We start from the raw sequence: 21,556 nt of genomic DNA, 5'->3' as shown, positions 1-21,556 counted from the left end.
TTGGTTCAAACCGGTGACGCCAGGGTCCGGACCAACCCGGTGGCGAAATCCACCTGGGGACGCCAGTCGAGGACCTGACAGATTCGGGTATTGTCGCACACCCAGTCCAGGTGGCGTAACTCGTTGACCTTGGCCGGGGTCAGCATCGGCAAGCGCCCGCTCAGCCTGGCAAGACCCAGGTTGATCCCGGCCAAGGTCCGCAACAGTGCTTCGGGCACCGGCAGCAGACGCGCCTTCCCCTGACGGTAGGCGGCGGCGATGGTCCGCACCTCATGCCAGCCGTAACCTTGGGGATGGCCATCGTCCAGTTCGAACACCCCTTCGGCGTCGCTCCGCACCGCCGCCGTCACCGCCCGGGCCAGATCCTCGACGTAGAGCAGGGAAAAACGGGCGCTCAAGTCGCTGAGGACGGGAATCCAACCCCGCGCCATCGCTTTCAGCAACGGGCGCATCTCCCGGTCACCGGGCCCGTACACCGCCGGCGGCCGTAGCGCCAAAGACGAGAACGCCTGCCCGAACGCCGACAGCGCTTCCTCCCCCGCGCGCTTGCTGGCCGCATAAGGAGACAAATGGGGCTCCCGAGCCGCCAGGGATGAAATCAGCACGAAACGGTTCACCTGCGCCTTGGCGGCGGCAGCGGCCAGATGGCGGGTTCCGGCGACGTTGACGGCCTCGAAATCCGCTGGCGTGATGCCGCGCACCTGCCCGGCGCAATGAACCACCGCCTGCGTGCCGGCGACGAAGGCCGCCAGATCCTCCGGCACGGTCAACGTGCCCCGATGCCGCAGCAGCGGAAGATCGGCAGGCAACCTGGACTCGGAGCCGGGCCGCACCAAAACGCGAACCCGCCACCCGGCGGCAACCAGGTGGCGGGCGATCCAGCGGCCGATGAAGCCGCTGGCACCGGTCAGCGCGATCAAAGGCGCCGGGTCCGTCACGCTTCAGAGAACGGCGGCACGCTGCCCCTTGGACTGGACCAGACCGTGCTGGGTGATGTAATTTTCCCGGGCCTTGGAACGCGACAGCTTGCCGGAGGAAGTCCGCGGCAAAGTATGCAATGGCACCAGCTCCACGGCGCAGTCGACACCGATCTCCGCCTGCACCTGGGAGCGGATGCGCTGCACCAGATCGGCGCGTTTGGCCTCGTCGGTCTCGCGGCACTGCACTACCAGAATGACCCGGTCGCCATCCGCATCCGGCACCCCGAAGGCCAGGGCGTCACCAGGACGCACCTCGGGCTGGCGGTGGGCGAGATATTCCAGATCCTGCGGCCAGATGTTGCGGCCGTTGACGATGATGAGATCCTTGGCCCGCCCGGTCAGGTACAAGCGGCCGTCGGCCACGTAGCCGAGGTCGCCGGTATTGAGCCAGCCGTCCTTGGACAGCACCGCTTCGGTGGTTTCCGGATCCTCGAAATAGCCGGACATCACGCTCGGACCGCGCAGGTGGATGGTGCCGATCTGGCGCTCGCCCACCTCGTTGCCGTCGGCATCGAGAATCCGCATCTCGAAACTGGGCAGCAGCACGCCGCAGTCGACGAATTCGTTGACCCGTTCGCCCTCCTCCGTCGGAACCGCCCGTCCTTCCAAGGCCAGGAGCTCGCCGTCGACCCGATCGACCTTGATCCCCTGGGTCAACGGCGCGAAGGAGACGGCCAGGGAGCATTCGGCCATGCCGTAGCAGGGCAGGAAAGCTTCTTCGCGGAAACCCGCCGGCGCCAATGCCTCGACGAAATTGCGTAAGGTTTCGGTGCGGATCATCTCCGCCCCCACACCGGCCACCCGCCAGGCGCTCAGATCGAACTTGGCCGCCTCACCGGGACGCAGGCGGCGGGCGCACAGCTCGTAACCGAACGGGGGTCCGAAGGAAATCGTCGCCTTGTTCCTGGACATCAGCGCCAGCCACTGACGCGGCCGCATGGCGAACTCGCGGGTTCCCAGGTAATCGACCGACACCTGGGACGCCACCGGCGTCAGCATCAGCCCCACCAGCCCCATGTCGTGGTAGAACGGCAGCCAGGACACCGCCCGGTCCCCGGGACGCAGATCGACGCCGTGCTGGGCGATCCCCGCCAGGTTGTCCATCACCGCCGCTTGGCGGATCATAACCCCGCGCGGGAAACGGGTGCTGCCGGAAGTGTACTGGAGGTAGGCCAGTTCGTCGGGCTCGAGCGGCTGTGGTTCGGCGCTGCCGTAAGGCAGGCGGTAGAAATCCTCCGGGGCGCCGAAAAATTCGAGATCGAGCCCTGCCGCCGCCTCGGTGAGGAAGGAGATGAAACTGACCGGCGCCATCGCCAGCGCCGGACGGCAGCTTTGCAACATCGCCCGCAGTTGGCGCACATAAGCCTCGTGGCTGCCGAGGCTGAAGGGGATGGGCAGCGGCACCGGCACCAGACCGGCGTATTGACAGGCGAAGAAGAAGCGGAGGAAATCCGGGGTGGTCTCCGCCACCAGGGCGAGGCGCGACTCCCGCGGCAGCCCCAGTCCGGCCAGACGCCGGGCCAGCTCGAGGGATTGCTCTCGCAGTTTGGAATACGGCAGAACCTCGTACAGCTCCCCACGGCCGTTGTAGAAGTTGCAGCCGGTCCGCCCCTGCGCGGCGTAATCCAGCGCTGCGGCTAAAGTCGGAAAATCCGCCCGCCGCAGCGGCAACGTATTCTCGGTAGGCGTAGCTTGAGCACCCAAGAGCCTCTCCCCTTTTTCAATTCACAAAAACCGGTTGGCGTTTCGCAACAACAGCGAAGGCAGGTGTCCTTAGTTATCTGTCGTTTTCAGTTGCTTTCACGCGAAAGCCAGGTAACCTATGGGTAAAAAACATCATAGCATCGACGTCAATTCGGAAACAAGCACGGGGGAAAGCACTGAGCACCCCGCGAAGGTCACCGAAATACTTGGCCTCAAGGATAGCCTGTTGCTAATAAACAATCAACCGTCTCATTAAGGCAACGATACAACACCTGTCTCCGTGACCACCCTGCGATTACTTCCCGTCACCCATCCCAAGGATCTGACACGGTTCCTCCGCCTCCCCCACCGCCTCCACCGCGGCAATCCCCACTGGATCGCCCCCCTGGCGCTGGAACGCCGCCAGCATCTTTCCCCGAAGAACCCCTATTTCCGCCACGCCCGCTGGCAGGGCTGGCTGGCGCTGCGCGATGGGGAGCCGGTGGGCCGCATCAGCGCCCAGATCGACCGGCTCTATCTGGAGCGGCACGACGACCGGACCGGCTTTTTCGGCCTGCTCGAGGCCATCGACGATCCGGCGGTGTTCGAGGCCCTGCTGGGACAGGCGGAAACCTGGCTGCGGGAGGCGGGAATGACGGCGGTGCGGGGACCGTTCAACCTCTCCATCAACCACGACTGCGGCCTCCTGATCGAGGGCTTCGACCGGCCGCCGATGGTGATGATGCCCTACAACCCGCCCTATTACGCCGACCGGATCGAAGCCCTCGGTTATGCCAAGGCCAAAGATCTGCTCGCCTACCGTCTCGAGACCGATGTCGAATTTCCCGCCCCGGTCCGGCGGCTGGCGGCCAAGGCGACCGGGGAAATCCGGGTCCGCCCCCTTAGACGCCGGCACCTGCTGGAGGAATTCGAGCTGCTGCGCGACATCTTCAACGACGCCTGGTCCGACAACTGGGGCTTCGTGCCCTTCACCCGGGAAGAATTCGCGGAAATGGCCGGGACGCTCAAACACATCGTCGCCGACGACTTCGTCCAGATCGCCGAATATCGGGGCGAGGCGGTGGGAATGATCGTCGCCATTCCCAATCTGAATCAGCTGCTGGCCGGGCTCGACGGCCGCCTGCTGCCGTTCAACTGGCTCAGGCTGCTGTGGCGCTGGAAATTCCAGCCACCCGACAGCGGCCGGGTGATCCTGATGGGTATCCGCAAATCCCAGCGCCAAAGCCTGATGGGCGCCGCCATCGCCTATCTACTGGTGGACGCCCTGCGCGAGCCCGTGCTTCGCCACGGGATGCGCTTCATGGAACTGTCGTGGATTCTGGAGGACAACCGGCGCATCCGCGGCATCATCGAAAGCCTGGGGGCCAGGATCGACAAACGTTACCGGATCTATCAGAAAGCGCTGGCATGAATGTTCCACGCATTACAGCACCGGGACGGGTTCCCGTTTTTCGGGGTGTACACGGCCTGGACGGCCGTGTCCAAGTCCCCAGGGACAGGTTCACGACGTCCCCGAAAAACGGGAACCCGTCCCGGTGAGCGTCACAAACTGGCACGCCGTCGTTCTCGCCGCCGACCGTGAACGGGACAACCCGGTCGCCGCGGCCGCCGGCGTCCCCTGCAAAAGCTTGGTCCCCTTGGCAGGCAAGCCGTTACTGGCGCGGGTGTTGGCGGCCCTGGAAGGCTGCCCGCTCATCGAGGCCATCGTCCTCGTCGGGCCGACCGAAGCCATCTGGCGCCGCCACCCTTTAAACAGCGTCAAACCCCTGCACTGGCTGCCGCCCGCCGCCTCCCCCTCCCTCAGCGCCTGGCGCGGCATGGAAACCGTCCCGCCCCAGCGGCCGGTGCTGCTGACCACCTCGGACCTGGCCTTTCCCGATTCCGCGGTGTTCACGGAATTCTGCCGCCGTGCCCAGGACAGCGGCGTCGATCTGGCCGTCGGTCTGGTCCCGCATCGGCTGGTGGTCCGGCGCTTTCCGGGCGTGCGGCGCACCGCCCTGCGCTTCGCCGACGGCCCCTTCTGCACCTGCAACCTGTTCGCCTTCCTCACCCCCAAAGGACGGGAATTCGTCCACTTCTGGCGCCGTTTGGAACGACAGCGCAAACGGCCCTGGCGCCTCATCCGGGAACTGGGGGCGGTCACACTGGGGCGTTATCTGCTGGGCCGGCTGACCACCGCAGAGGTGGCCCGGCAGGTGGAAAGGAAGCTCGGCATCCGGGTCCGTTTCGTGATCCTGGAACACCCGGAGGCGGCGGTGGACATCGATACCCCCGAAGATCTGGCCCTGGCCAGATCCTGGCTCGAAGCCGGATCAGTGCCCGGCGCCCGGTAACGGCCTCTCGTCGAAATCGATCCGCACCCGCCGGTTCCTGGCCTGCCCGGCTTTGGTCAGGTTGCTGGCGACCCGGTGGCGCGATCCCCAGGCCTTGACCGTCATCCGCTGCGGCGCCACCCCGCGTCCGGCCAGATAATCGCGGATGCGCTCGGCCCAGCGGCGCGACAGCGCCAGATTGGTGCGCTCGCTGCGCCAGCGGGCGCCGTCGCTGTAACCGTGGATGACGAGCCGGCCGGGGAAGAATTCGTTGACGTAGCGGGCCAGCAGATCGAGCCGGCGACGCTGGGCGGCGGTGAGCCGGCTCTGGCGGCGGCCGTAGTGGTACAGGCGCAGCCCCTCGGGGCCGAACAGGCGGATCTCCACCACCGGCTTGCCGCGGGCCCGGCCGGCGGTGATCCGATTGGCCGCCAGCCCCTGGGACCGAAGCCAACGCCGCACCCGGAGAAACCGCTTCCGGAACCAGCTTTCAGCCGCCTTGCCGGTCCCGGCGGTGACGTTCCTGACCGCCACCTGGCCCTTGCCCAGACGTCGGAGCAGGTCCGCCAGCTGGGACAGGCGGGTACGGGCCGCCTGCGGCAGCTCGACCTGTCGCTCGCGGAAGTAATACCGCAGATCTGTGAAGTCATCCAGACCGTAGGGCGGCAGCTTGGCGCGGCAGTCCTGGAAATCGGGATACCGTTCCCAGAACCGCACCGCCGACACGCTGACCTGGGCCTCGCTGAGCACGTTTCCCCAGGGGCGGCGGTAATCGAAGCGGGGAAAACGACCTGCGTGCACCGCCGCCAGCATCTGCTCGGCGACCGGCCCTTCCACCACCAGGCGCCGGCCCAGAGTTCCCGCCGCCTCGATGCGGTCGACGGCGTAACGCCGGCCGGGCAGGTAACGGTGCTGCCAGGGCGCGGGACGGATCTGGATGCCGGCGTCCACCACCCGGGGTTCGTGCGCCAATTGCAACCAGAAACGCAGCGGCTTGCCGGCCCGGTGCTCGAAGGCCACCGTTCCCAGATCTTCGACCGTCTGACTCAGGCGGCAGGACAGCTTTCCCTGTTCCAGACGCCAGCCGGCGGTCAGCGGCGACGGCTGATACACCTCCGCCGCCACCCAACCGCTCCACAACAAACCGAGCCAGATCCAAATACGCATGTCGCCGCTTTCCGCATTCCCACCGAAGTTAGCGGCGGGAAGGGACGCGGCTTTAATGGCGTCGGCTCATGTCCCCCGCAGGAAGCAACGCACCACATCGAGGAAGGCGTCGGGCTCGTCGATGTGGACCCAGTGACCGGCGTTGGCGACGGTCTGGATGCGGGCGTTGGGGAACAGGGTGCGGATGGCCTGGTGGTACTGGGGCTTGAGGTATTCCGAGCGGCCGCCGGCGATGAACAGGGTCGGCCCCGCGAACGGCCTGACCTGGTCGTCGAGGGGGAAACCGACGATGCCCGGCAGCGCCTCGGCGATGAGATCGAGGTCGATACGCCAGCGGTAGCGGTGATCATCGGCTACCAGATTCTGGAGCAGAAACTGGCACACCAGCGGATTGTCCAGGTGCTGATTGAGCCACGCCTCCGCCTCGCGACGGCTGTGGATTCTCTCCAGGGGCAGGGCCCGCAGGGCGGCGATGACGTGATCGAAGTTGTGGCTGTACTGCACCGGGGCGATGTCCACCACGATCAGCCGCTCCACCCGCTCGGGCGCATGCAGCGCCAGGGTCATAGCCACCTTGCCGCCCATGCTGTGACCCAGCAGGCCGACCGAGTCCAAACCTTCACGATCGAGCAAGGCGAGAACGTCGGCGGCCATATGGGGATAGTCGATGGGCCTCACCTGAGGCGATTCCCCGTGTCCCCGCAGATCGGGGACGTGGAGCTGGCATTCATCCGCCAGCTTGCGGGCCAGGGAATACCAATTGCGGCCGGCGCCGAACAGGCCGTGGAGGATCATCAACGGCGGACCGGCCTCGCCGAAATGCTGGCAGCGCAGCGCGACCGTGGACAATTCCGCCAGGTTCATTTTTTCTTTCCGCCCAGATACAGATCGGTGATGCTGCCTTCGAGCATCTCGGCGGCGAACATCAGCGTCTCCGACAGGGTCGGATGGGGATGGATGGTCAGGGCCAGATCCTCGGCATCAGCCCCCATCTCCAGCGCCAGCACGGCTTCGGAAATCAGCTCGCCGGCGTGGGGCCCGGTGATGCCGGCACCCAGAATCCGGCGGGTCTTCCTGTCGCACAGCAGCTTGGTCAGCCCCTCGCGCCGCCCCATCGCCAGGGCGCGGCCGCTGGCGGCCCAGGGAAATACCGCCTTGTCGTATTCGATGCCGGCTTCCTTCAGGTCGGCCTCGCTCCTGCCCATCCAGGCCACTTCCGGATCGGTATAGGCCACCGCCGGGATGGTCAGGGCCTGGAAGGCCACCTTCTCCCCGGCGATGACCTCGGCGGCGATCTTGCCTTCGTGGCTGGCCTTGTGGGCCAGCATCGGCCCCGGCACGAGATCGCCGATGGCGAAAATGTGCGGCACCTGGGTGCGCATCTGCTCGTCCACCGGGATGAGACCGCGTTCGTCGGTGTCGATGCCGGCAGCGGCCAGGTTCAGACGGTCGCTGTTGGGACGGCGGCCCACCGCCACCAGGATACGGTCGAAGCGGGCCTGATCCGGCACCCCCTCGCCCTCGAAACGGACCGTCAGGCCGTCCGCGCCGGCCTCGACCCCAGTCACTTTAGCGCGCAGCCAGATGTTCTCGTAGCGCTTGGTGATGGTCTGCAGCAGCGGCCGGATCAGCTCCGGATCGGTCCCCGGTAGGATCTGGTCCGCCAGTTCCACCACCGAGATCTTCGCCCCCAGGGCATGATAGACACAGGCCATTTCCAGACCGATGACACCTGCCCCCACCACCAGCAAATGACCGGGAATCTCCTCCAGCGCCAGCGCGCCGGTGGAATCCATGATCCGCGGATCGTCAGGAAAGCCGGGCAGCTGCACCGGTCGGGAGCCGGCGGCGATGATGGCGTTCTGGAAACGGACGGTTTCGCTGCCTTCAGGCCCTTCCACCTCGACCTCGTGGGGGGAGGTGAATCGGGCCACTCCCTGCACCACCTGGACCTGGCGCTGTTTGGCCAGTCCGGCCAGGCCGGTGTTGAGGGTCTTGACCACCCGTTCCTTCCAGGCCCGTACCTTGTCGAGGTCGATCTTCGGGGTGCCGAAATCGATGCCTTTGGCGGCCGCGTCCCCGGCCTGATAGATCAGCTCCGCCAGGTGCAGCAGGGCCTTGGAGGGAATGCAGCCGACGTTGAGGCACACGCCCCCCAGCACCGGAAAGCGTTCCACCAGAGTCACTTTCCTGCCCAGGTCGGCGGCGCGGAAGGCCGCCGTGTAACCGCCGGGGCCGGCGCCGATGACCAGGACTTCGGTTTCGATCGTCATGTTTCTTCCTCCCTCTCCCTCACAGCACCAACTGGCGCAAATCGCAGAGCAACTGGCCGAAGCGGACCACGAACTGCGCCCCCTCGGCGCCGTCGATCACCCGGTGGTCGTAAGACAGGGAAATCGGCAGCATCAGCCGCGGTTCGAATTCGCTGCCGTTCCACACCGGCTGCATCCGCGCCCGTGACAACCCCAGAATGGCCACCTCCGGCACGTTGACGATGGGGGTGAAGTGCCCCCCGCCGATGCCGCCGAGGCTGGACACGGAGAAGCAACCTCCCTGAAGATCGTTGGGCCCGAGCTTGCCGGCCCGGGCACGGGCGCTGACCTCGGCCAGCTCTGCGGCCAGTTCCCATACGCCCTTGCGGTCCACGTCGCGGATCACCGGCACCACCAGCCCGTCCGGCGTGGCCACGGCGACGCCGATGTGACAGTAACGTTTGAGAATCAGGGTTTCGCCGTCCGGCGCCAGGGAAGCGTTGAACTGGGGGAATTCCTTCAGCACCACCGGCAGCGCCCGCAGAACGAAGGCCAGCGGCGTCAGTTTGATGCTACGCTTTTCCGCCTCCCGCTTGAGGGACTGGCGGAAATTTTCCAGCTCGGTGATGTCCACGTCGTGGTGCTGAGTCACCTGGGGGGCGTTGAGCCAGGCCCGCTGCAAGTGGGGACCGCTGCGGCGTTTGATCCGCGACAATGGCTGTCTTTCCACCGGCCCGAATTTGGCGAAATCCACCTCTGGCACCGGCGGGATTCCCGGCGCCGCTCCTGCCGCCGGCGCCCCCTGCAGGCGGGACTTGACGTATTTTTCCACGTCCTCGCGCAGAATCCGGCCCTTGGGCCCGCTGCCGCGCACCTGGGACAGATCCACGCCCAGGCTGCGGGCGAAGCGCCGCACCGACGGGCTGGCATAGGGCAGTTCGGCGGCTGGGGCTTCGGCAAGCGGCGGTGCAAGCGCAGGTTCGGGTTCTGACGGTGCCGGTTCGGCAATGGGGGCCTGGACCTCCGACACGGCGGCCGAAGCCTTGGGCTCCTCTGCCTTGACGGGTCGCGCGGCTTCGGCTTCTTCCGCCTCGCTCGCTTCCAGACGGACGATGGAATCGCCTTCCTTGACCTTGTCCCCCACCTTGACCAGGACTTCCTTGACCACCCCGGCTTCCGGCGAGGGCACCTCCATGGTGGCCTTGTCGCTCTCCAGCGTGATCAGCGGATCGTCCTTGGCCACGGTGTCGCCGGGCTGGACCAGCACTTCGATGACATCGACGGCGTCCACATCCCCCAACGGTGGGACGCTGATTTCCTTGATCTGGCTCACTCGTTACCCCTTAGTTTCGATGATCTTGTGGTTATTATGCGCTCACTTTACCCTTTCACACCGTCGGCGGGAACGGTTTTTCCGGATCGATGCCGTAGCGGTCAATGGCCTGACGCACCACGTCGGCCTCGACCTTGCCCTCGTCGGCCAACGCCTTGAGAGCGGCCAGCGCCACCGCGTAGCGGTCCACCTCGAAGAAGTAACGCAGAGCCTTGCGGGTGTCGCTGCGGCCGTAGCCGTCGGTTCCGAGGGTGACATAGCGCTGCGGGACGAAGGCGCGGATCTGCTCGGCGTGGCTGCGGATGTAGTCGGTCGCCGCCACCACCGGTCCCGATGCCTTCTCCAGGCATTCGGTGACGTAGGGCTTTTTCGGCGCCTCGGCAGGATGACGCTGATTCCAGCGCTCGGCCTGGACGCCGTCGCGGTGCAGCTCGGAGAAGCTGGTGACGCTCCAGACGTCGGCGGCGATGCCGAAATCCTGCCGCAGCAACTCGGCGGCGGCGATCACCTCGCGCAGGATGGTGCCGCTACCCAGGAGTTGCACTTGGGCCTGATCGCCGCCGGCGATGCGGTACATGCCCTTGAGGATGCCCGCTTCCACCCCCTCCGGCATCGGCGGATGGGGGTAATTCTCGTTCATTACCGTCAGGTAGTAATAGACGTTCTCGCCGTTACCGATCATGCGTTTGAGCCCGTCGCGGATGATGACCGCCAGCTCGTAGCCGAAGCAGGGATCGTAGGCGATACAGTTGGGGACGGCGGAGAAGAAGTGCAGGTTGTGACCGTCCTGGTGCTGCAACCCTTCCCCGGCCAGGGTGGTGCGCCCGGCGGTACCGCCCACCAGGAAACCGCGCGCCTGCATGTCGCCGGCGGCCCAGCACAGATCGCCGACGCGCTGGTAGCCGAACATCGAATAATAGATGTAGAACGGCACCATGGGCAGGTCGTGGTTGCTGTAGGCGGTGGCGGCGGCGATCCAGTCGGCCATGGCGCCGGCTTCGCAGATGCCCTCCTCCAGCACCTGCCCCTTCTTGTCCTCGCGGTAGTAGTTGATCTGCCCGGCGTCCTCCGGCTCGAACAACTGTCCCACGTGGGAGTAGATGCCGTATTGGCGGAACAGCCCTTCCATGCCGAAGGTGCGGGCCTCGTCGGGAACGATGGGCACCACGTGCCTGCCGAAGCGGCGATCGCGCATGAACGCCGCCAGCAGGCGCACGAAGATCATGGTGGTGGACATCTCCCGCTCGCCGGTGCCCTGGAAGGCGAAATCGTAGGGCTTGTCGTCGGGCAGGGAGAGGAACACCGACGACTGACGCCGGCGCTGGGGCAGGTATCCTCCCAGGGCACGGCGGCGCTCGTGCAGGTAGCGCATCACCTCGCTGTCTTCGGAGGGTTTGTAGAAGGGCGTCTCCAGCAGCTTGTCGTCGGGGATGGGGATTTCGAAGCGGTCGCGGAACTGACGCAGGGCTTTCTCCTCCAGTTTCTTCTGCTGGTGGGCGCCCATGCGGCCCTCGCCGGCCTCGCCCATGCCGTAACCCTTGATGGTCTTGGCCAGGATCACCGTCGGCTGACCGCTGTGCTTCACCGCCCGCTCGTAGGCGGCATAGACCTTCCTGGGATCGTGGCCGCCGCGGTCGAGACGGAAGATCTGCTCGTCGGACATGTCCTTGACCATCTCCAGCAGCTCCGGATACCTGCCGAAGAAATGCTCGCGCACATAGGCCCCATCCTTGGCCTTGTAGGTCTGGTATTCGCCGTCGACCACCTCCTCCATGCGCTTTTTCAAAAGACCGTGGGTGTCGCGGGCCAGGAGCGGATCCCAGCGCGAGCCCCAGATCACCTTGATGACGTTCCAGCCGGCGCCGCGGAACAGGCTTTCCAGCTCCTGGATGATCTTGCCGTCGCCGCGCACCGGGCCGTCGAGGCGCTGAAGGTTGCAATTGACGACGAAGATCAGATTGTCGAGGCGCTCGCGCCCGGCCAGGGACAGGGCGCCGACCGACTCCGGCTCGTCCATCTCGCCGTCGCCGCAGAAACACCAGACCTTGCGGCCCGTGGTGTCGGCCAGCTCGCGGTCGTGGAGGTAGCGCATGAAGCGGGCCTGATAGATGGCCATCAGCGGCCCCAACCCCATGGAGACGGTGGGAAACTGCCAGAAATCGGGCATCAACCACGGATGGGGATAGGAAGACAACCCGTTGCCTTCGACCTCGCTGCGGAAGTTGGCCAGTTGTTCCTCGGTCAAGCGCCCTTCCAGAAAGGCGCGGGCGTACATCCCCGGCGAAGCGTGGCCCTGGAAGAACACCAGATCGCCGCCGAAGTTCTCGTTAGGAGCGCGGAAAAAGTGGTTGAAACCCACCTCGTACAGAGTCGCCGCCGAGGCGTAGCTGGCGATGTGGCCGCCGTATTCGGTGGAACGGCGGTTGGCCCGCACCACCATGGCCATGGCGTTCCAACGCACGAAGGAGCGAATGCGCCGCTCCAGATCCAGATCGCCCGGATAGCTCGGCTCCAGCTCTGCGGGGATGGTGTTGATGTAGGGCGTGGTGGCGGAGTAGGGGATGGTGATCCCGGCCTGGCGGGCCTGGTCGATCAAACGTTCGATCAGATAGTGAGCCCGGCCGGGACCGGCATGGCGGATCACCGCCTCCAACGCATCGAGCCACTCGCGGGTTTCCTGGGGATCGTCGTCCTGGATCAGTCGCGCCCCGGAAAGGCCGCGGGGGTCCAAATTCATCTCAGTCACAGGTCCTCCAATACGCTTGCCAACAAATCCAAATCCAATTGCAATCTCTCAACCCCCGGTGTGATTCATATGACGCAGAATCACCGGCTGCTCGCGCAGATCGAAATGATGACGCTCCGGCTTGCGCCCGATCGCTTCGAGGATGGCCCGGCGCAGCCGGTCCTCATCGCCGGGCCAGCGCCGCAGGATCCGGCGCAGGTCCAGGGAATGATCGTTGCCCAGACACAGCAGCAGGCGGCCTTCCGCGGTCAGACGCACCCGGTTGCAGTCGCCGCAGAAATTGTGGCTGTGGGGGGAGATGAAACCGACGCGGGTGTCGCTGCCGGCCACCCACCAGTAGCGCGACGGCCCGCCGGTGCGCTCGGTGGTGGGAAGCAGCTCGAAATGCCTTGCCAGATCGGCCCGCACCTGATCGGAAGCGTAGAAGGCCGCGGCACGATCGTGGTCGCCGATCACCCCCAGGGGCATCTCCTCGATGAAGCTGATGTCCAGACCGCGGTCGACGGCGAAGCGGACCAGATCGGCGGTCTCGTCGTGGTTGACGCCCCTGAGCACCACCGTGTTGAGCTTGATGCGCCGGAAACCGGCCCGGCGCGCCGCCTCGATCCCGGCCAGCACCCGCTCCAGCTCACCGACCCGGGTGATGCGGCGGAAACGCTGCGGATCGAGGCTGTCGAGACTGACGTTGATGCGCCGGACGCCGGCCGCCGCCAGCCGTCCGGCGCACTCGGCCAGACGCATGGCGTTGGTGGTCAGGGTCAGTTCCCGCAGCGGCAGCCTGCCCAGATCGTCGATCAGATCCAGCACCCCGCGCCGCACCAGCGGCTCGCCGCCGGTGACGCGGATCTTCTCCACCCCCAGACCTACGAACACCCGGGCCAGGGCGTAAAGCTCCTCCAGCGTGAGGATCTGGGCCCGGGGCAGAAAAGCCATGTTCTCGGCCATGCAGTAGCGGCAGCGCAGATCGCAGCGGTCGGTGACCGACAGGCGCAGGTAGGTGATGCGGCGGCCGAAGCGGTCGATGAGCATGGCTTAAAACGGCAGCTTCGGCATCCCGCCGCCGGGCAGCCCCGGAAAGCCGCCCTTGCCGAAGCCCTTCATCTTTTTCATCTTCTTCATCATCTTCTGCATCTGGTTGTACTGCTTCAGCAGGCGGTTGACGTCCTGCACCTGCATCCCCGCGCCCCGGGCGATGCGGCGCTTGCGCGAGGTGTTGATGACCGCAGGGAAGCGGCGCTCGTGGGGGGTCATGGAGTTGATGATGGCGATCTGGCGGTCGATGTCGCGGTCGTCGATGTTCTGCTTGACGTTCTTTGGCAGCTCTCCCATGCCCGGCAGCTTGTCGAGGAGCTTGGAGACGCCGCCCATCTTGTTGAGCTGCATGAGCTGCTCGCGCATGTCCTCCAGATCGAAGCCCTTGCCCTTCTGGAGCTTGTTGACGAATTTCTCCGCCTTGCCCTTGTCGATCTTGCGTTCCACTTCCTCGATCAGGCTGAGGACGTCGCCCATGCCGAGGATGCGCGAAGCGATGCGGTCCGGGTGGAACAGCTCGAGGGCGTCGGCCTTCTCGCCGGTGCCGATAAACTTGATCGGCTTGCCGGTGATGTGGCGGATCGACAGCGCCGCCCCGCCGCGGGCGTCGCCGTCGGCCTTGGTCAGCACCACGCCGGTGAGCGGCAGGGCGTCGTGGAAGGCCTTGGCGGTGTTGGCCGCGTCCTGGCCGGTCATGCTGTCCACCACGAACAGGGTCTCGACCGGATCGACGGCCGCATGGATGGCCTGGATCTCGCGCATCATGTCCGCGTCGATGTGGAGACGGCCGGCGGTGTCGATGATGACCGCATCCAGCAGTTTCCTGCGGGCGTGTTCGACGGCCTTTCTGGCGATCTCCACCGGCACCTCGTCCGGCGACGAGGGGATGAACTCGACGCCGACGTCTTCGGCCAGGGTTTTCAGCTGCTCGATGGCGGCCGGGCGATAGACGTCGGCGCTGACCACCGCGACCTTCTTCTTCTGATGGTCCTTGAGCCAGCGCGCCAGCTTGGCCACGGTGGTGGTCTTGCCCGCCCCCTGCAGGCCGGCCATCAGGATCACCGCCGGCGGCTGGGTGGCCAGATCGAGGCCTTCGCTGGCCCCGCCCATGACGTCCACCAGTTCCTGGTTGACGATCTTGACGAATGCCTGTCCCGGCGTCAGGCTGGTCTGAACCTCCTGCCCCAGAGCGCGCTCACGCACCCGGTCGATGAAGGCCTTGACCACCGGCAGGGCGACGTCGGCCTCCAGCAGGGCCATGCGCACCTCGCGCAGGGTGTCCTTGATGTTGTCCTCGGTCAGGCGGCCCTGGCCGCGGATGGTTTTGAGGGTCTTGGTGAGGCGTTCGGTCAGATTGTCAAACATGGCGTACTGTCACCTGCAATAGAATGTTGGGTATTATGCCAGAGTGAGTAAGGAGGAAACCATTGGCGAATTGGACCATCATCGTTGCCGGTGGCGCAATCGCCGCCTACGGAACCGGATTCTGGCGCCTGCTGCGCCCGGCCGCCGGCCGCCAGACGGTGCTGGCGGCCACCGCCGTCGGCGCGGTGCTGCACGGCATCGCCCTGAAAGACATCCTGCTGACGCCCGCGGGGCTCGATCTCAGCTTCTTCAGCACCGCCGCCCTGATCAGCTGGATGATCGTGCTGCTGTTCCTCACCGCTGCCCTGGGCAAGCCCCTCGACAAGCTGGGACTGGCGGTTCTGCCGCTGGCGGCGCTCACGTTACTGCTTAGACTGGCGTTCCCCGCCGAAGTGCACCCCCTTGCCGCGCTGTCGCCGGGAATGCAGCTGCACATCCTGGTGTCGATTCTGGCCTTCAGCCTGCTCAACGTCGCCGCCTTCCAGGCCGTTCTGCTGGCCTGGCAGGACTGGCAGCTGCGCCACAGGCATCCGGGGCGTTTTGTGCGTTCCCTGCCGCCGCTGCAGGCGATGGAAACGTTTCTGTTTCAGCTCATCGGGGCGGGGTTCGTGCTGCTCAGCGCTTCGCTGCTGACGGGGCTGATGTTCGTGGAGGATCTGTTCGCCCAGCACCTGGTGCACAAGACGGTGCTGTCGATCCTGTCGTGGGGGGTGTTCGGGCTGTTGTTGTGGGGACGCTGGCGCCACGGCTGGCGCGGCAAGACCGCGATCCGTTGGACGTTGGGGGGATTCGCGGCGCTGCTTCTGGCTTACTTCGGCAGCAAACTGGCGCTGGAAATCATCCTGCAACGTGTGTGAAGTCGGCTGGTGGCCGGCGGTGACGGCGGCGAAGTCCCAGGCGGATGATCGTCCGGTCCACCGCTACGGCGCGCTGGATCCAGACGGCGGCTTCCCGCCCTTCGGTGCGGCGCAACAGGGCCTGCAACAACGCCTGCCGTTCGCGCGCCAGCTGCCGCAGCTCGTCCCAGCGGCCGGCGGCGGCGCAATCGAGCAACTGACGGTTGAGATGCTCCAGGCGGGACGGATCGGCGGCTACCATCGGCTTCACGCCCCACTCGCAAGATACTGGGAAACCGCCTGATGCCCGCTGCGCAGCCGGCGCAGGGCGGCGGCGGCCTGATCCCGCTCCCGTTCCAGGACGGCGACGATCTGTGCGTCCAGCTCCCGGATCCGGCACAGTACCGCATACCGCTCCCGGCGGGGCCCCTCCTCCCCCGCCAGCGCCTGACGCAACACGGCGTCCCGGCGGGATTTGAACGCCTCCAGGGACTCGAAGTCCGCCGTTTCCGCTTTTTCCGCCATCGCAGCCGTCAGCCGCAACGCTTCCTCCAGCATGCTCATTCCGGCACCTCAAGCCCGCTGCGCGAACAACAGCCCTTCTTCCTTACTTTCCTTCATGGCCTTGGCCAGTTTCAGGACCGATTCGGGCGGGATCTGACGCACCACTTCCCCGCTTTCGGCATCCAGCACTTTGACCACCACCTGACGGGTATCCCGGTCGATGGAAAATTCCAGATTGCGCTGCACCGTCTGCAGATAGTCGTTGATCTGTTTGACCGCCTGCGCTACCTGCTCCGGCTGGGGCGGGTCCACTTTCCGGGGGGGAGTCCCGTCGGCGCGGGCGTCTTCCCCCCCTTTTCCCACCGGCCGCGCGGCCCGGACCGGATCGGCCGGCACCTGGGATTGATATTGGTTGATAACGGCTTCGACTTTCATCGCTCGATCCTCCACATTGCGGTCATGCTCCGGCCGCCGTCTCCAGAGGAACCCGCCGGGCCTCCTCGGGTATCGCCGCCCAGGCTTCGGCCAGCGGACGCAGCAGCCCGACCACCTCCTGCATCAGTTCAGGCTGGTTCTTGACATGGGCCTCCAGCAACCGGCGCTGCATGTAGCCGTAGAGCAGATCCAGGTTTTCGGCCAGCTCGCCGCCGGCCTCGAAGTCCAGGGTCTCCCGCAGACCACCGAGAATGGTCACCGCCTTGCCGATCAACTCCCCCTTGCGCGCCAGGTTGCCGGCCTCCAGGGCGGCACGGGCGGCGTTGATACGTTCCAGGGCACCTTCGAACAACAGCATCACCAGGCGGTGGCCGTCGGCGTCGGCCACCTGGCCTTCGGTGCCCACCTGCTGATACTGTTTCAGGGCTGCGTTGCCTGCCGTTGCGTACATGTCATTTCTCCTCGATTTCGTCAATTGTCACTCTTCGGTTCCAACGCCTTGAGCTGCTGGGTGAGAAAATCCCCGGTGCTCTTGAACTGGGCCACCAGGGCGTCCATCGCGTTGAATCTTCTCAGGTACATCGCCTCCAACCGCTGCATGCGGTCGTCGAGCTTCTGCTGTTCCAGGCTGAGCTTGTCGAGACGGCTGGTGAGCCCCTCCATCTTGTCGGCCAGGGAACCGCCGCTGCCGGTCAGTTGCTTGAGCAGGTCGTCAAGGCGGTCGGCCACTCCGCGGATCAAAGTCACGTTGCCGCGTTCTCCCACAGCCCCACCCAGCACCTTGACCTGCAGCCCCTCGCTGGCGTCCCCTTCGGCGCCGACGAGGAACTGCCCCCTGCCCTCGGCCGCCACGCCGTTGATCTTCCCCACCACATCGGTGCCGGCGGTGCCTGATGCCACCGAGAAGCCCAGGGTGCTTCCACTGTTGTTATCGACCGCGACGAAGGAAACCTGAGAACTGCTGCCATAAGTCGAGGAAGTCAGCACGAAACGGGTGTTGGCGCTGTCATAGCTGACCTCCACGTGGCGGGCGGCGGCCTTCAGGGCGGCATCCTCGTTGATGCGGGCCTGGATCTCGCGCGCCAGATCGTCGCCGGAGGCGTAGCTGCCCTGGGTCAGCTGGATGGGGCCGGAGCGGACGCCGTCCACTTCGATGGTGAATTCGTCGTTGTCGGCGTCGATCACCAGGGGCGTGGCGGCGAAATCCGCCGGCAACACCGAAGCGCCGTCGAAACGCCCCTGGGTCGCCAGGGCGGTCACCTCGACCGCATAGGTGCCGGCCTGGGTCTTGGGGGTAGCGCCGAAATAACGAATCTGGGCGTCGCTGGTGTCGCCGCGGGTGGCGAACAGGGCCTGCATCTCCTTGGGATGGTCGTGGAGCATGGCCTTGAATTTGGATGTGTCCAGAGACAATTGTCCGGTGTCCTTGTCAGTGCTCAACCCCACATCCGCCAGGGAGCGGATGCCAGCCTCCTCCAACCCGGGCACCACCTGGCCGATCAGGCGCCGCAGCTGGGCGTTCACCGCACGGACGGTGCTGTCACCCAGCAAGGGGGCGGCCACGTTCTGCTCCTTGTCGAAAGCGGTGGCCGCGGCCACGTGGCCGCGGAACTGGTTGTAGGCATCCACGAAGCCCTGCATCGCCTCGGTGATCGCCTCGTCGTCGAGGGAAACGCCCACGGTCACGGCAGAACCAGGGGCGGCGCTCTTGAGATTGAGGGTCACCCCGTCGATGACGCCGGTGACCAGATTGGTGGGCGAGGTGACGGCGATGCCGTCCACCTCCAGCTCGGCGTCGCGCCCGGCCAGGGTCTGGGTCAGGTTGCGGGCCGAGGCGTTGAACGCCAGCCGCGACAGGCCGGCGGCGTCGGTGTCGTTGCCATCGCTGTCGCTGACGCTGACTTCCAGGGCGTTGCCGGCGCCAGTCCGTTCCGAAGTCAGCACCAGGCGGAAGCCGCTGCCGTCGTTGACGATGGAGGCCCGCACGCCGATGCCGGCGTCATTGATGGCATCACGCAACCCCGACAGGGTGTTGTTGGTGGTATCGATGGTCAGGGACTGGGCGGCGCTGTCCGCGTCGGCGGTGAACGTGGTGGGATTGCCACCGGCATCGTAACTCCAAGCGCCGAAGCGGATGGTGAGCGTTCCGGACCCTACCACGTCGTCTACCGAGGAAAAGGTGGACGAAGCCACCGCGTGGGCCTGGGCGGTCTGGTTCACCGTCACCTGATACTGCCCTTCGCGGGCCACGGCGCCGGCGGTGGCGGTGACCACCGCCTCGTTGCTGGAACTGGTCTGGTGCCGCCGCCAGAAAACCGGCGATTTGAGTTTGCCAAGCGCTGCATCCATTTCCTCCAGGTCGCTCTTGAGCTGGCCGAAGGCCGACAGCTGGGCCTGGATCTGTTCCTGCTGGCGCTGGATGCGGGCTTCGGTCGGCTTGCGCTCGGCTGCCACCAGGCTGGTGACGATGTTCTGAATGTCGAGGCCGGAGCCGAGCCCCGTCGATGTGATGGTCGCCATGGCGTTTCCTCAAACGGCAAGGGGACGGACCCGAAACGGGCCCGTCCCTGGGCTAGGTGAAAGGTGGATGCGGTCTTACCGCAACAACGACAACACCTGTTGTGGGGCCTGCTTGGCCTGGGCCAGCATGGCCATCCCCGCCTGCTGCAACACCTGCGCCTTGGCCAGCTCGGTGGTCTCGGCGGCAAAATCGGCGTCCATGATCCGCGACTTGGAAGCGGTCAGGTTGTCACGGGTCACCTGGATGTTCTCGATCGTCGATTCCAGACGGTTCTGCACCGCCCCAAGATCACCACGGGCGCTGTTGATGGTCTCCAAGGCATTGTCGATCGCCTCCAACGCCTTGGTCGCCCCCTCCACCGTGCTCAAGTCCACGTCCTTGAGAAACTGACCGGTGGAGGCGCCGCCGTAGGAGCCTGCTTTGAACTTGATGTTTTCCAGCGCCGTGGTGCCGTTGGTTCCGGCCTCGACTGTGATTTCGCCGGCCGACTGCAGGGTGACGGTGGAGTAGTAAGTCTCGGCATCAGTGGCAAACGTCACCGCTGCAGTCGTCTCGGCAATCCCGTCCAAGCCAAACTTGGCTACGTCACCTGCCGCCACCGTTTTGGCAACGATACTGATATTGCGCCCATCGTCGGCGACCAGGCGGACACCTTTGCCGGTGTCTTCAGCCCGAACGCCCGTCTGACCGGCTATATCATTGATGGCATTGACCACAGCCACCCGGTCCTTGCCCAAATCTCCCACGGAGGTAATGGTTGCGGTTTGCTTTCCATTGATGAAAATTTGGATAGTATCCGTCCCGGCCGCGCCAGCCGTCGACCCACTCGTGCCTTCCACCACGTTGGCATCGGCTGTCGCCGTCACCCCGGTGGCGTCGCTGGCCTTGTTGATCGCCGCCGCGATGGCAATGGCACTGGCCTCCTTGATGCTGGAGTTGGCGCTGGTGTCGGAGGCGGTATCGTCGGCCGCATTGGCCGCGTCGATCTGAACGCCGTTGATCACCAGATCGCCGGTGTTCAAAGCAAGCTGCTCACCCGTGCCGCCATCGGTTGCCGTCAGCGCCGCGGCCGCAGCCGCAGCTCGCTTGCCGTCCTGGGTCGATACCGTCGCCACCTGATTCTCGTAGGTGCCAGCCATCAAACCGGCGTTGCGAAGTCCAACATCCCCATTGGTGCCAGACTCGATCTTGATCGGCTGGTTGTTGGTCGCCCGCAGCGTATAGCCGCCCGTGAACGTCTGTTTTTCCGTTGCCGAATCCACTGCTGCCAACCCGGTGGCCGCACTTGCCTGTGCTGCGGTGATTGCAGTTGAACCATCCGAACGGGTTAGTCCAGACAAATCCAGTTGAATATTGCGGCCATCGGCCGCCTCCAGGCGGACACCATTTTCATCCGTACCCGTATCCACAGCGACCACCCCCGTCTGGTCACTGACGGCATTGATGGCCTTGACCACCGCTGCCCGGTCAGCTGAGGTATCCACTCCGCCAGTTGCAATATTGATATCGACTCCGTTAAGGGTAATCTTACCGGTGGTGTCCAACGCACTCATGGACGAACCGGCAACAACGTTAGTCGCCACTTCGGCCACCACACCGGTCTGGTCCGACACCTTGTTGATCGCCGCCGCCTTGGCAATGGCGCTGGCTGCAGCGTTATCCGTCGAAGCGGTATCATCCAGAGCACTGGAGGCGGCGATCGCCACCCCATTGATGATCAGATCGCCATTGGTCAACGCCTGACCATTGTTGGTCGCGGCCACCCCGGCGGTGGTGCTGGTGCCCAGCTTGTCGGTGGTCATCTTGCCAATGGAAAACTCGAAGGTCTCCCCCTTGTTGGCGCCAATCTGAAACACCTGCTTGCCGAAACTGCCGTCCAGCAACTTGGTGCCGTTGAAGTTGGTCTGCTCGGCCACCCGCTGAATCTCGTCGATCAGCTGCTGGGCCTCGGCATTCAAAGACGCCCGGTCGGAGTCCGAGTTGGTGGCGTTGGCCGCCTGCACCGCCAGCTCGCGCAAACGCTGCAGGTTGTCGGTCATGCTCCCCAGCGCCCCCTCGGCAGTCTGGGCCATGGAGATGCCGTCGCCGGCATTGCGCATGGCCACAGTCATGCCGCGGGTCTGAGTGTCGAAACGGGTGGCGATGGCCAGACCCGCCGAGTCGTCCTTGGCGCTGTTGACCCGCAGCCCAGACGACAGCCGCTCCATCGCCTGACTCAGCATCCCTTCGGTCTTGTTGAGATTACGCTGGGCAGTCAGCGCCATGATGTTGGTATTGATGATGCTTGGCATGTTCCGTCCTCCTGTATCCGGATGGGGTAAGTTCCGCGTTCATTTCAGATAGCGGCACCCATAGAAGAAACTTTAGCC

General features: G+C 65.4%; 18 protein-coding genes. 3 read left to right on the top strand and 15 right to left on the bottom strand.

The window, feature by feature from the left end:
• Positions 1 to 5: 5 nt before the first annotated feature.
• Together MIN45_RS07635 and MIN45_RS07630 are read right to left on the bottom strand one after the other, a co-directional pair.
• A complete protein-coding gene (locus MIN45_RS07635; RefSeq protein ID WP_286291368.1) occupies positions 6 to 920 on the bottom strand; it encodes an NAD-dependent epimerase/dehydratase family protein in 915 nt (304 codons plus the stop codon).
• Between the two features lie 21 nt (positions 921 to 941).
• Positions 942 to 2,684 carry a fatty acyl-AMP ligase gene (locus MIN45_RS07630; RefSeq protein WP_286291367.1) on the bottom strand — a complete coding sequence of 581 codons (1,743 nt, stop codon included), beginning with the start codon at positions 2,682 to 2,684 and terminating at the stop codon, positions 942 to 944.
• 280 nt (positions 2,685 to 2,964) lie between these two features.
• Here MIN45_RS07630 and MIN45_RS07625 point away from each other — a divergent pair, with 280 nt between their 5' ends.
• Together MIN45_RS07625 and MIN45_RS07620 are read left to right on the top strand one after the other, a co-directional pair.
• Positions 2,965 to 4,095, top strand: a complete 1,131-nt coding sequence (locus MIN45_RS07625; protein ID WP_286291366.1) for a DEAD/DEAH box helicase — start codon at positions 2,965 to 2,967, stop codon at positions 4,093 to 4,095.
• 124 nt (positions 4,096 to 4,219) lie between these two features.
• Positions 4,220 to 5,017 carry an NTP transferase domain-containing protein gene (locus MIN45_RS07620; RefSeq protein WP_286291365.1) on the top strand — a complete coding sequence of 266 codons (798 nt, stop codon included), beginning with the start codon at positions 4,220 to 4,222 and terminating at the stop codon, positions 5,015 to 5,017.
• On the opposite strand, the gene MIN45_RS07615 is transcribed toward MIN45_RS07620, so the two are convergent.
• The 7 genes from MIN45_RS07615 to ffh form a co-directional block, all read right to left on the bottom strand.
• Positions 4,997 to 6,163, bottom strand: a complete 1,167-nt coding sequence (locus MIN45_RS07615) for an OmpA family protein (protein ID WP_286291364.1) — start codon at positions 6,161 to 6,163, stop codon at positions 4,997 to 4,999. The two genes, MIN45_RS07620 and MIN45_RS07615, sit on opposite strands and share 21 nt — an antisense overlap.
• Before the next feature lie 66 nt (positions 6,164 to 6,229).
• Positions 6,230 to 7,027, bottom strand: a complete 798-nt coding sequence (locus MIN45_RS07610) for an alpha/beta fold hydrolase (RefSeq protein ID WP_286291363.1) — start codon at positions 7,025 to 7,027, stop codon at positions 6,230 to 6,232.
• Positions 7,024 to 8,436, bottom strand: coding sequence for a dihydrolipoyl dehydrogenase (gene lpdA, locus MIN45_RS07605; RefSeq protein ID WP_286291362.1), 1,413 nt, complete (start codon positions 8,434 to 8,436; stop codon positions 7,024 to 7,026). The genes MIN45_RS07610 and lpdA overlap by 4 nt, the downstream gene beginning before the upstream one ends.
• Positions 8,437 to 8,455: 19 nt before the next feature.
• Entirely contained in the window at positions 8,456 to 9,748 is a 1,293-nt protein-coding gene (gene aceF / locus MIN45_RS07600; RefSeq protein WP_286291361.1) for a dihydrolipoyllysine-residue acetyltransferase, read from the bottom strand.
• A gap of 55 nt (positions 9,749 to 9,803) precedes the next feature.
• On the bottom strand, positions 9,804 to 12,485 hold the full coding sequence (aceE, locus tag MIN45_RS07595; RefSeq protein WP_286291360.1) for a pyruvate dehydrogenase (acetyl-transferring), homodimeric type: 2,682 nt from the start codon (positions 12,483 to 12,485) through the stop codon (positions 9,804 to 9,806).
• A 57-nt stretch (positions 12,486 to 12,542) separates the two neighbouring features.
• The gene (moaA, locus tag MIN45_RS07590; RefSeq protein ID WP_286291359.1) at positions 12,543 to 13,523 is read right to left on the bottom strand and encodes a GTP 3',8-cyclase MoaA; all 981 of its coding nucleotides are present in this window, start codon (positions 13,521 to 13,523) and stop codon (positions 12,543 to 12,545) included.
• A gap of 3 nt (positions 13,524 to 13,526) precedes the next feature.
• On the bottom strand, positions 13,527 to 14,891 hold the full coding sequence (gene ffh / locus MIN45_RS07585) for a signal recognition particle protein (protein WP_286291358.1): 1,365 nt from the start codon (positions 14,889 to 14,891) through the stop codon (positions 13,527 to 13,529).
• A 62-nt stretch (positions 14,892 to 14,953) separates the two neighbouring features.
• Between ffh and MIN45_RS07580 the strand changes: the two genes are divergently transcribed.
• Entirely contained in the window at positions 14,954 to 15,748 is a 795-nt protein-coding gene (locus tag MIN45_RS07580; protein WP_286291357.1) for a cytochrome C assembly family protein, read from the top strand.
• Here MIN45_RS07580 and fliT (MIN45_RS07575) read toward each other — a convergent pair.
• The 6 genes from fliT (MIN45_RS07575) to MIN45_RS07550 form a co-directional block, all read right to left on the bottom strand.
• A complete protein-coding gene (gene fliT / locus MIN45_RS07575; protein WP_286291356.1) occupies positions 15,729 to 15,998 on the bottom strand; it encodes a flagellar protein FliT in 270 nt (89 codons plus the stop codon). The two genes, MIN45_RS07580 and fliT (MIN45_RS07575), sit on opposite strands and share 20 nt — an antisense overlap.
• Positions 15,995 to 16,291: a flagellar protein FliT gene (gene fliT, locus MIN45_RS07570; RefSeq protein ID WP_286291355.1), complete on the bottom strand. Its 297-nt coding sequence runs from the start codon at positions 16,289 to 16,291 to the stop codon at positions 15,995 to 15,997. Before fliT (MIN45_RS07570) ends, fliT (MIN45_RS07575) begins: the two co-directional genes overlap by 4 nt.
• 9 nt (positions 16,292 to 16,300) lie before the next feature.
• On the bottom strand, positions 16,301 to 16,666 hold the full coding sequence (locus tag MIN45_RS07565) for a flagellar protein FlaG (RefSeq protein ID WP_286291354.1): 366 nt from the start codon (positions 16,664 to 16,666) through the stop codon (positions 16,301 to 16,303).
• Between the two features lie 22 nt (positions 16,667 to 16,688).
• Positions 16,689 to 17,117 (bottom strand): flagellar export chaperone FliS, encoded by a 429-nt coding sequence (gene fliS, locus MIN45_RS07560; RefSeq protein WP_286291353.1) that lies wholly within the window; start codon positions 17,115 to 17,117, stop codon positions 16,689 to 16,691.
• A 20-nt stretch (positions 17,118 to 17,137) separates the two neighbouring features.
• A complete protein-coding gene (fliD, locus tag MIN45_RS07555; RefSeq protein ID WP_286291350.1) occupies positions 17,138 to 19,186 on the bottom strand; it encodes a flagellar filament capping protein FliD in 2,049 nt (682 codons plus the stop codon).
• Between the two features lie 75 nt (positions 19,187 to 19,261).
• On the bottom strand, positions 19,262 to 21,478 hold the full coding sequence (locus tag MIN45_RS07550) for a flagellin N-terminal helical domain-containing protein (RefSeq protein ID WP_286291349.1): 2,217 nt from the start codon (positions 21,476 to 21,478) through the stop codon (positions 19,262 to 19,264).
• Positions 21,479 to 21,556 lie beyond the last annotated feature (78 nt).

Source organism: Methylomarinovum tepidoasis, from assembly GCF_030294985.1.
In the GTDB taxonomy this organism is placed as follows: Bacteria; Pseudomonadota; Gammaproteobacteria; order Methylococcales; family Methylothermaceae; genus Methylohalobius; species Methylohalobius tepidoasis.
This window is presented reverse-complemented; position numbering and strand designations above follow the sequence as displayed.

Bases quoted from the DNA above. Each gene is read 5' to 3' on its own strand.
- lpdA (WP_286291362.1), bottom strand. From the start codon at position 8,436: ATGACGATCGAAACCGAAGTCCTGGTCATCGGCGCCGGCCCCGGCGGT.
- MIN45_RS07610 (WP_286291363.1), bottom strand. From the start codon at position 7,027: ATGAACCTGGCGGAATTGTCCACGGTCGCGCTGCGCTGCCAGCATTTC.
- fliT (WP_286291355.1), bottom strand. From the start codon at position 16,291: ATGAGCATGCTGGAGGAAGCGTTGCGGCTGACGGCTGCGATGGCGGAA.
- moaA (WP_286291359.1), bottom strand. From the start codon at position 13,523: ATGCTCATCGACCGCTTCGGCCGCCGCATCACCTACCTGCGCCTGTCG.
- fliS (WP_286291353.1), bottom strand. From the start codon at position 17,117: ATGTACGCAACGGCAGGCAACGCAGCCCTGAAACAGTATCAGCAGGTG.
- aceE (WP_286291360.1), bottom strand. From the start codon at position 12,485: ATGAATTTGGACCCCCGCGGCCTTTCCGGGGCGCGACTGATCCAGGAC.
- MIN45_RS07615 (WP_286291364.1), bottom strand. From the start codon at position 6,163: ATGCGTATTTGGATCTGGCTCGGTTTGTTGTGGAGCGGTTGGGTGGCG.
- MIN45_RS07550 (WP_286291349.1), bottom strand. From the start codon at position 21,478: ATGCCAAGCATCATCAATACCAACATCATGGCGCTGACTGCCCAGCGT.
- ffh (WP_286291358.1), bottom strand. From the start codon at position 14,891: ATGTTTGACAATCTGACCGAACGCCTCACCAAGACCCTCAAAACCATC.
- MIN45_RS07565 (WP_286291354.1), bottom strand. From the start codon at position 16,666: ATGAAAGTCGAAGCCGTTATCAACCAATATCAATCCCAGGTGCCGGCC.
- fliD (WP_286291350.1), bottom strand. From the start codon at position 19,186: ATGGCGACCATCACATCGACGGGGCTCGGCTCCGGCCTCGACATTCAG.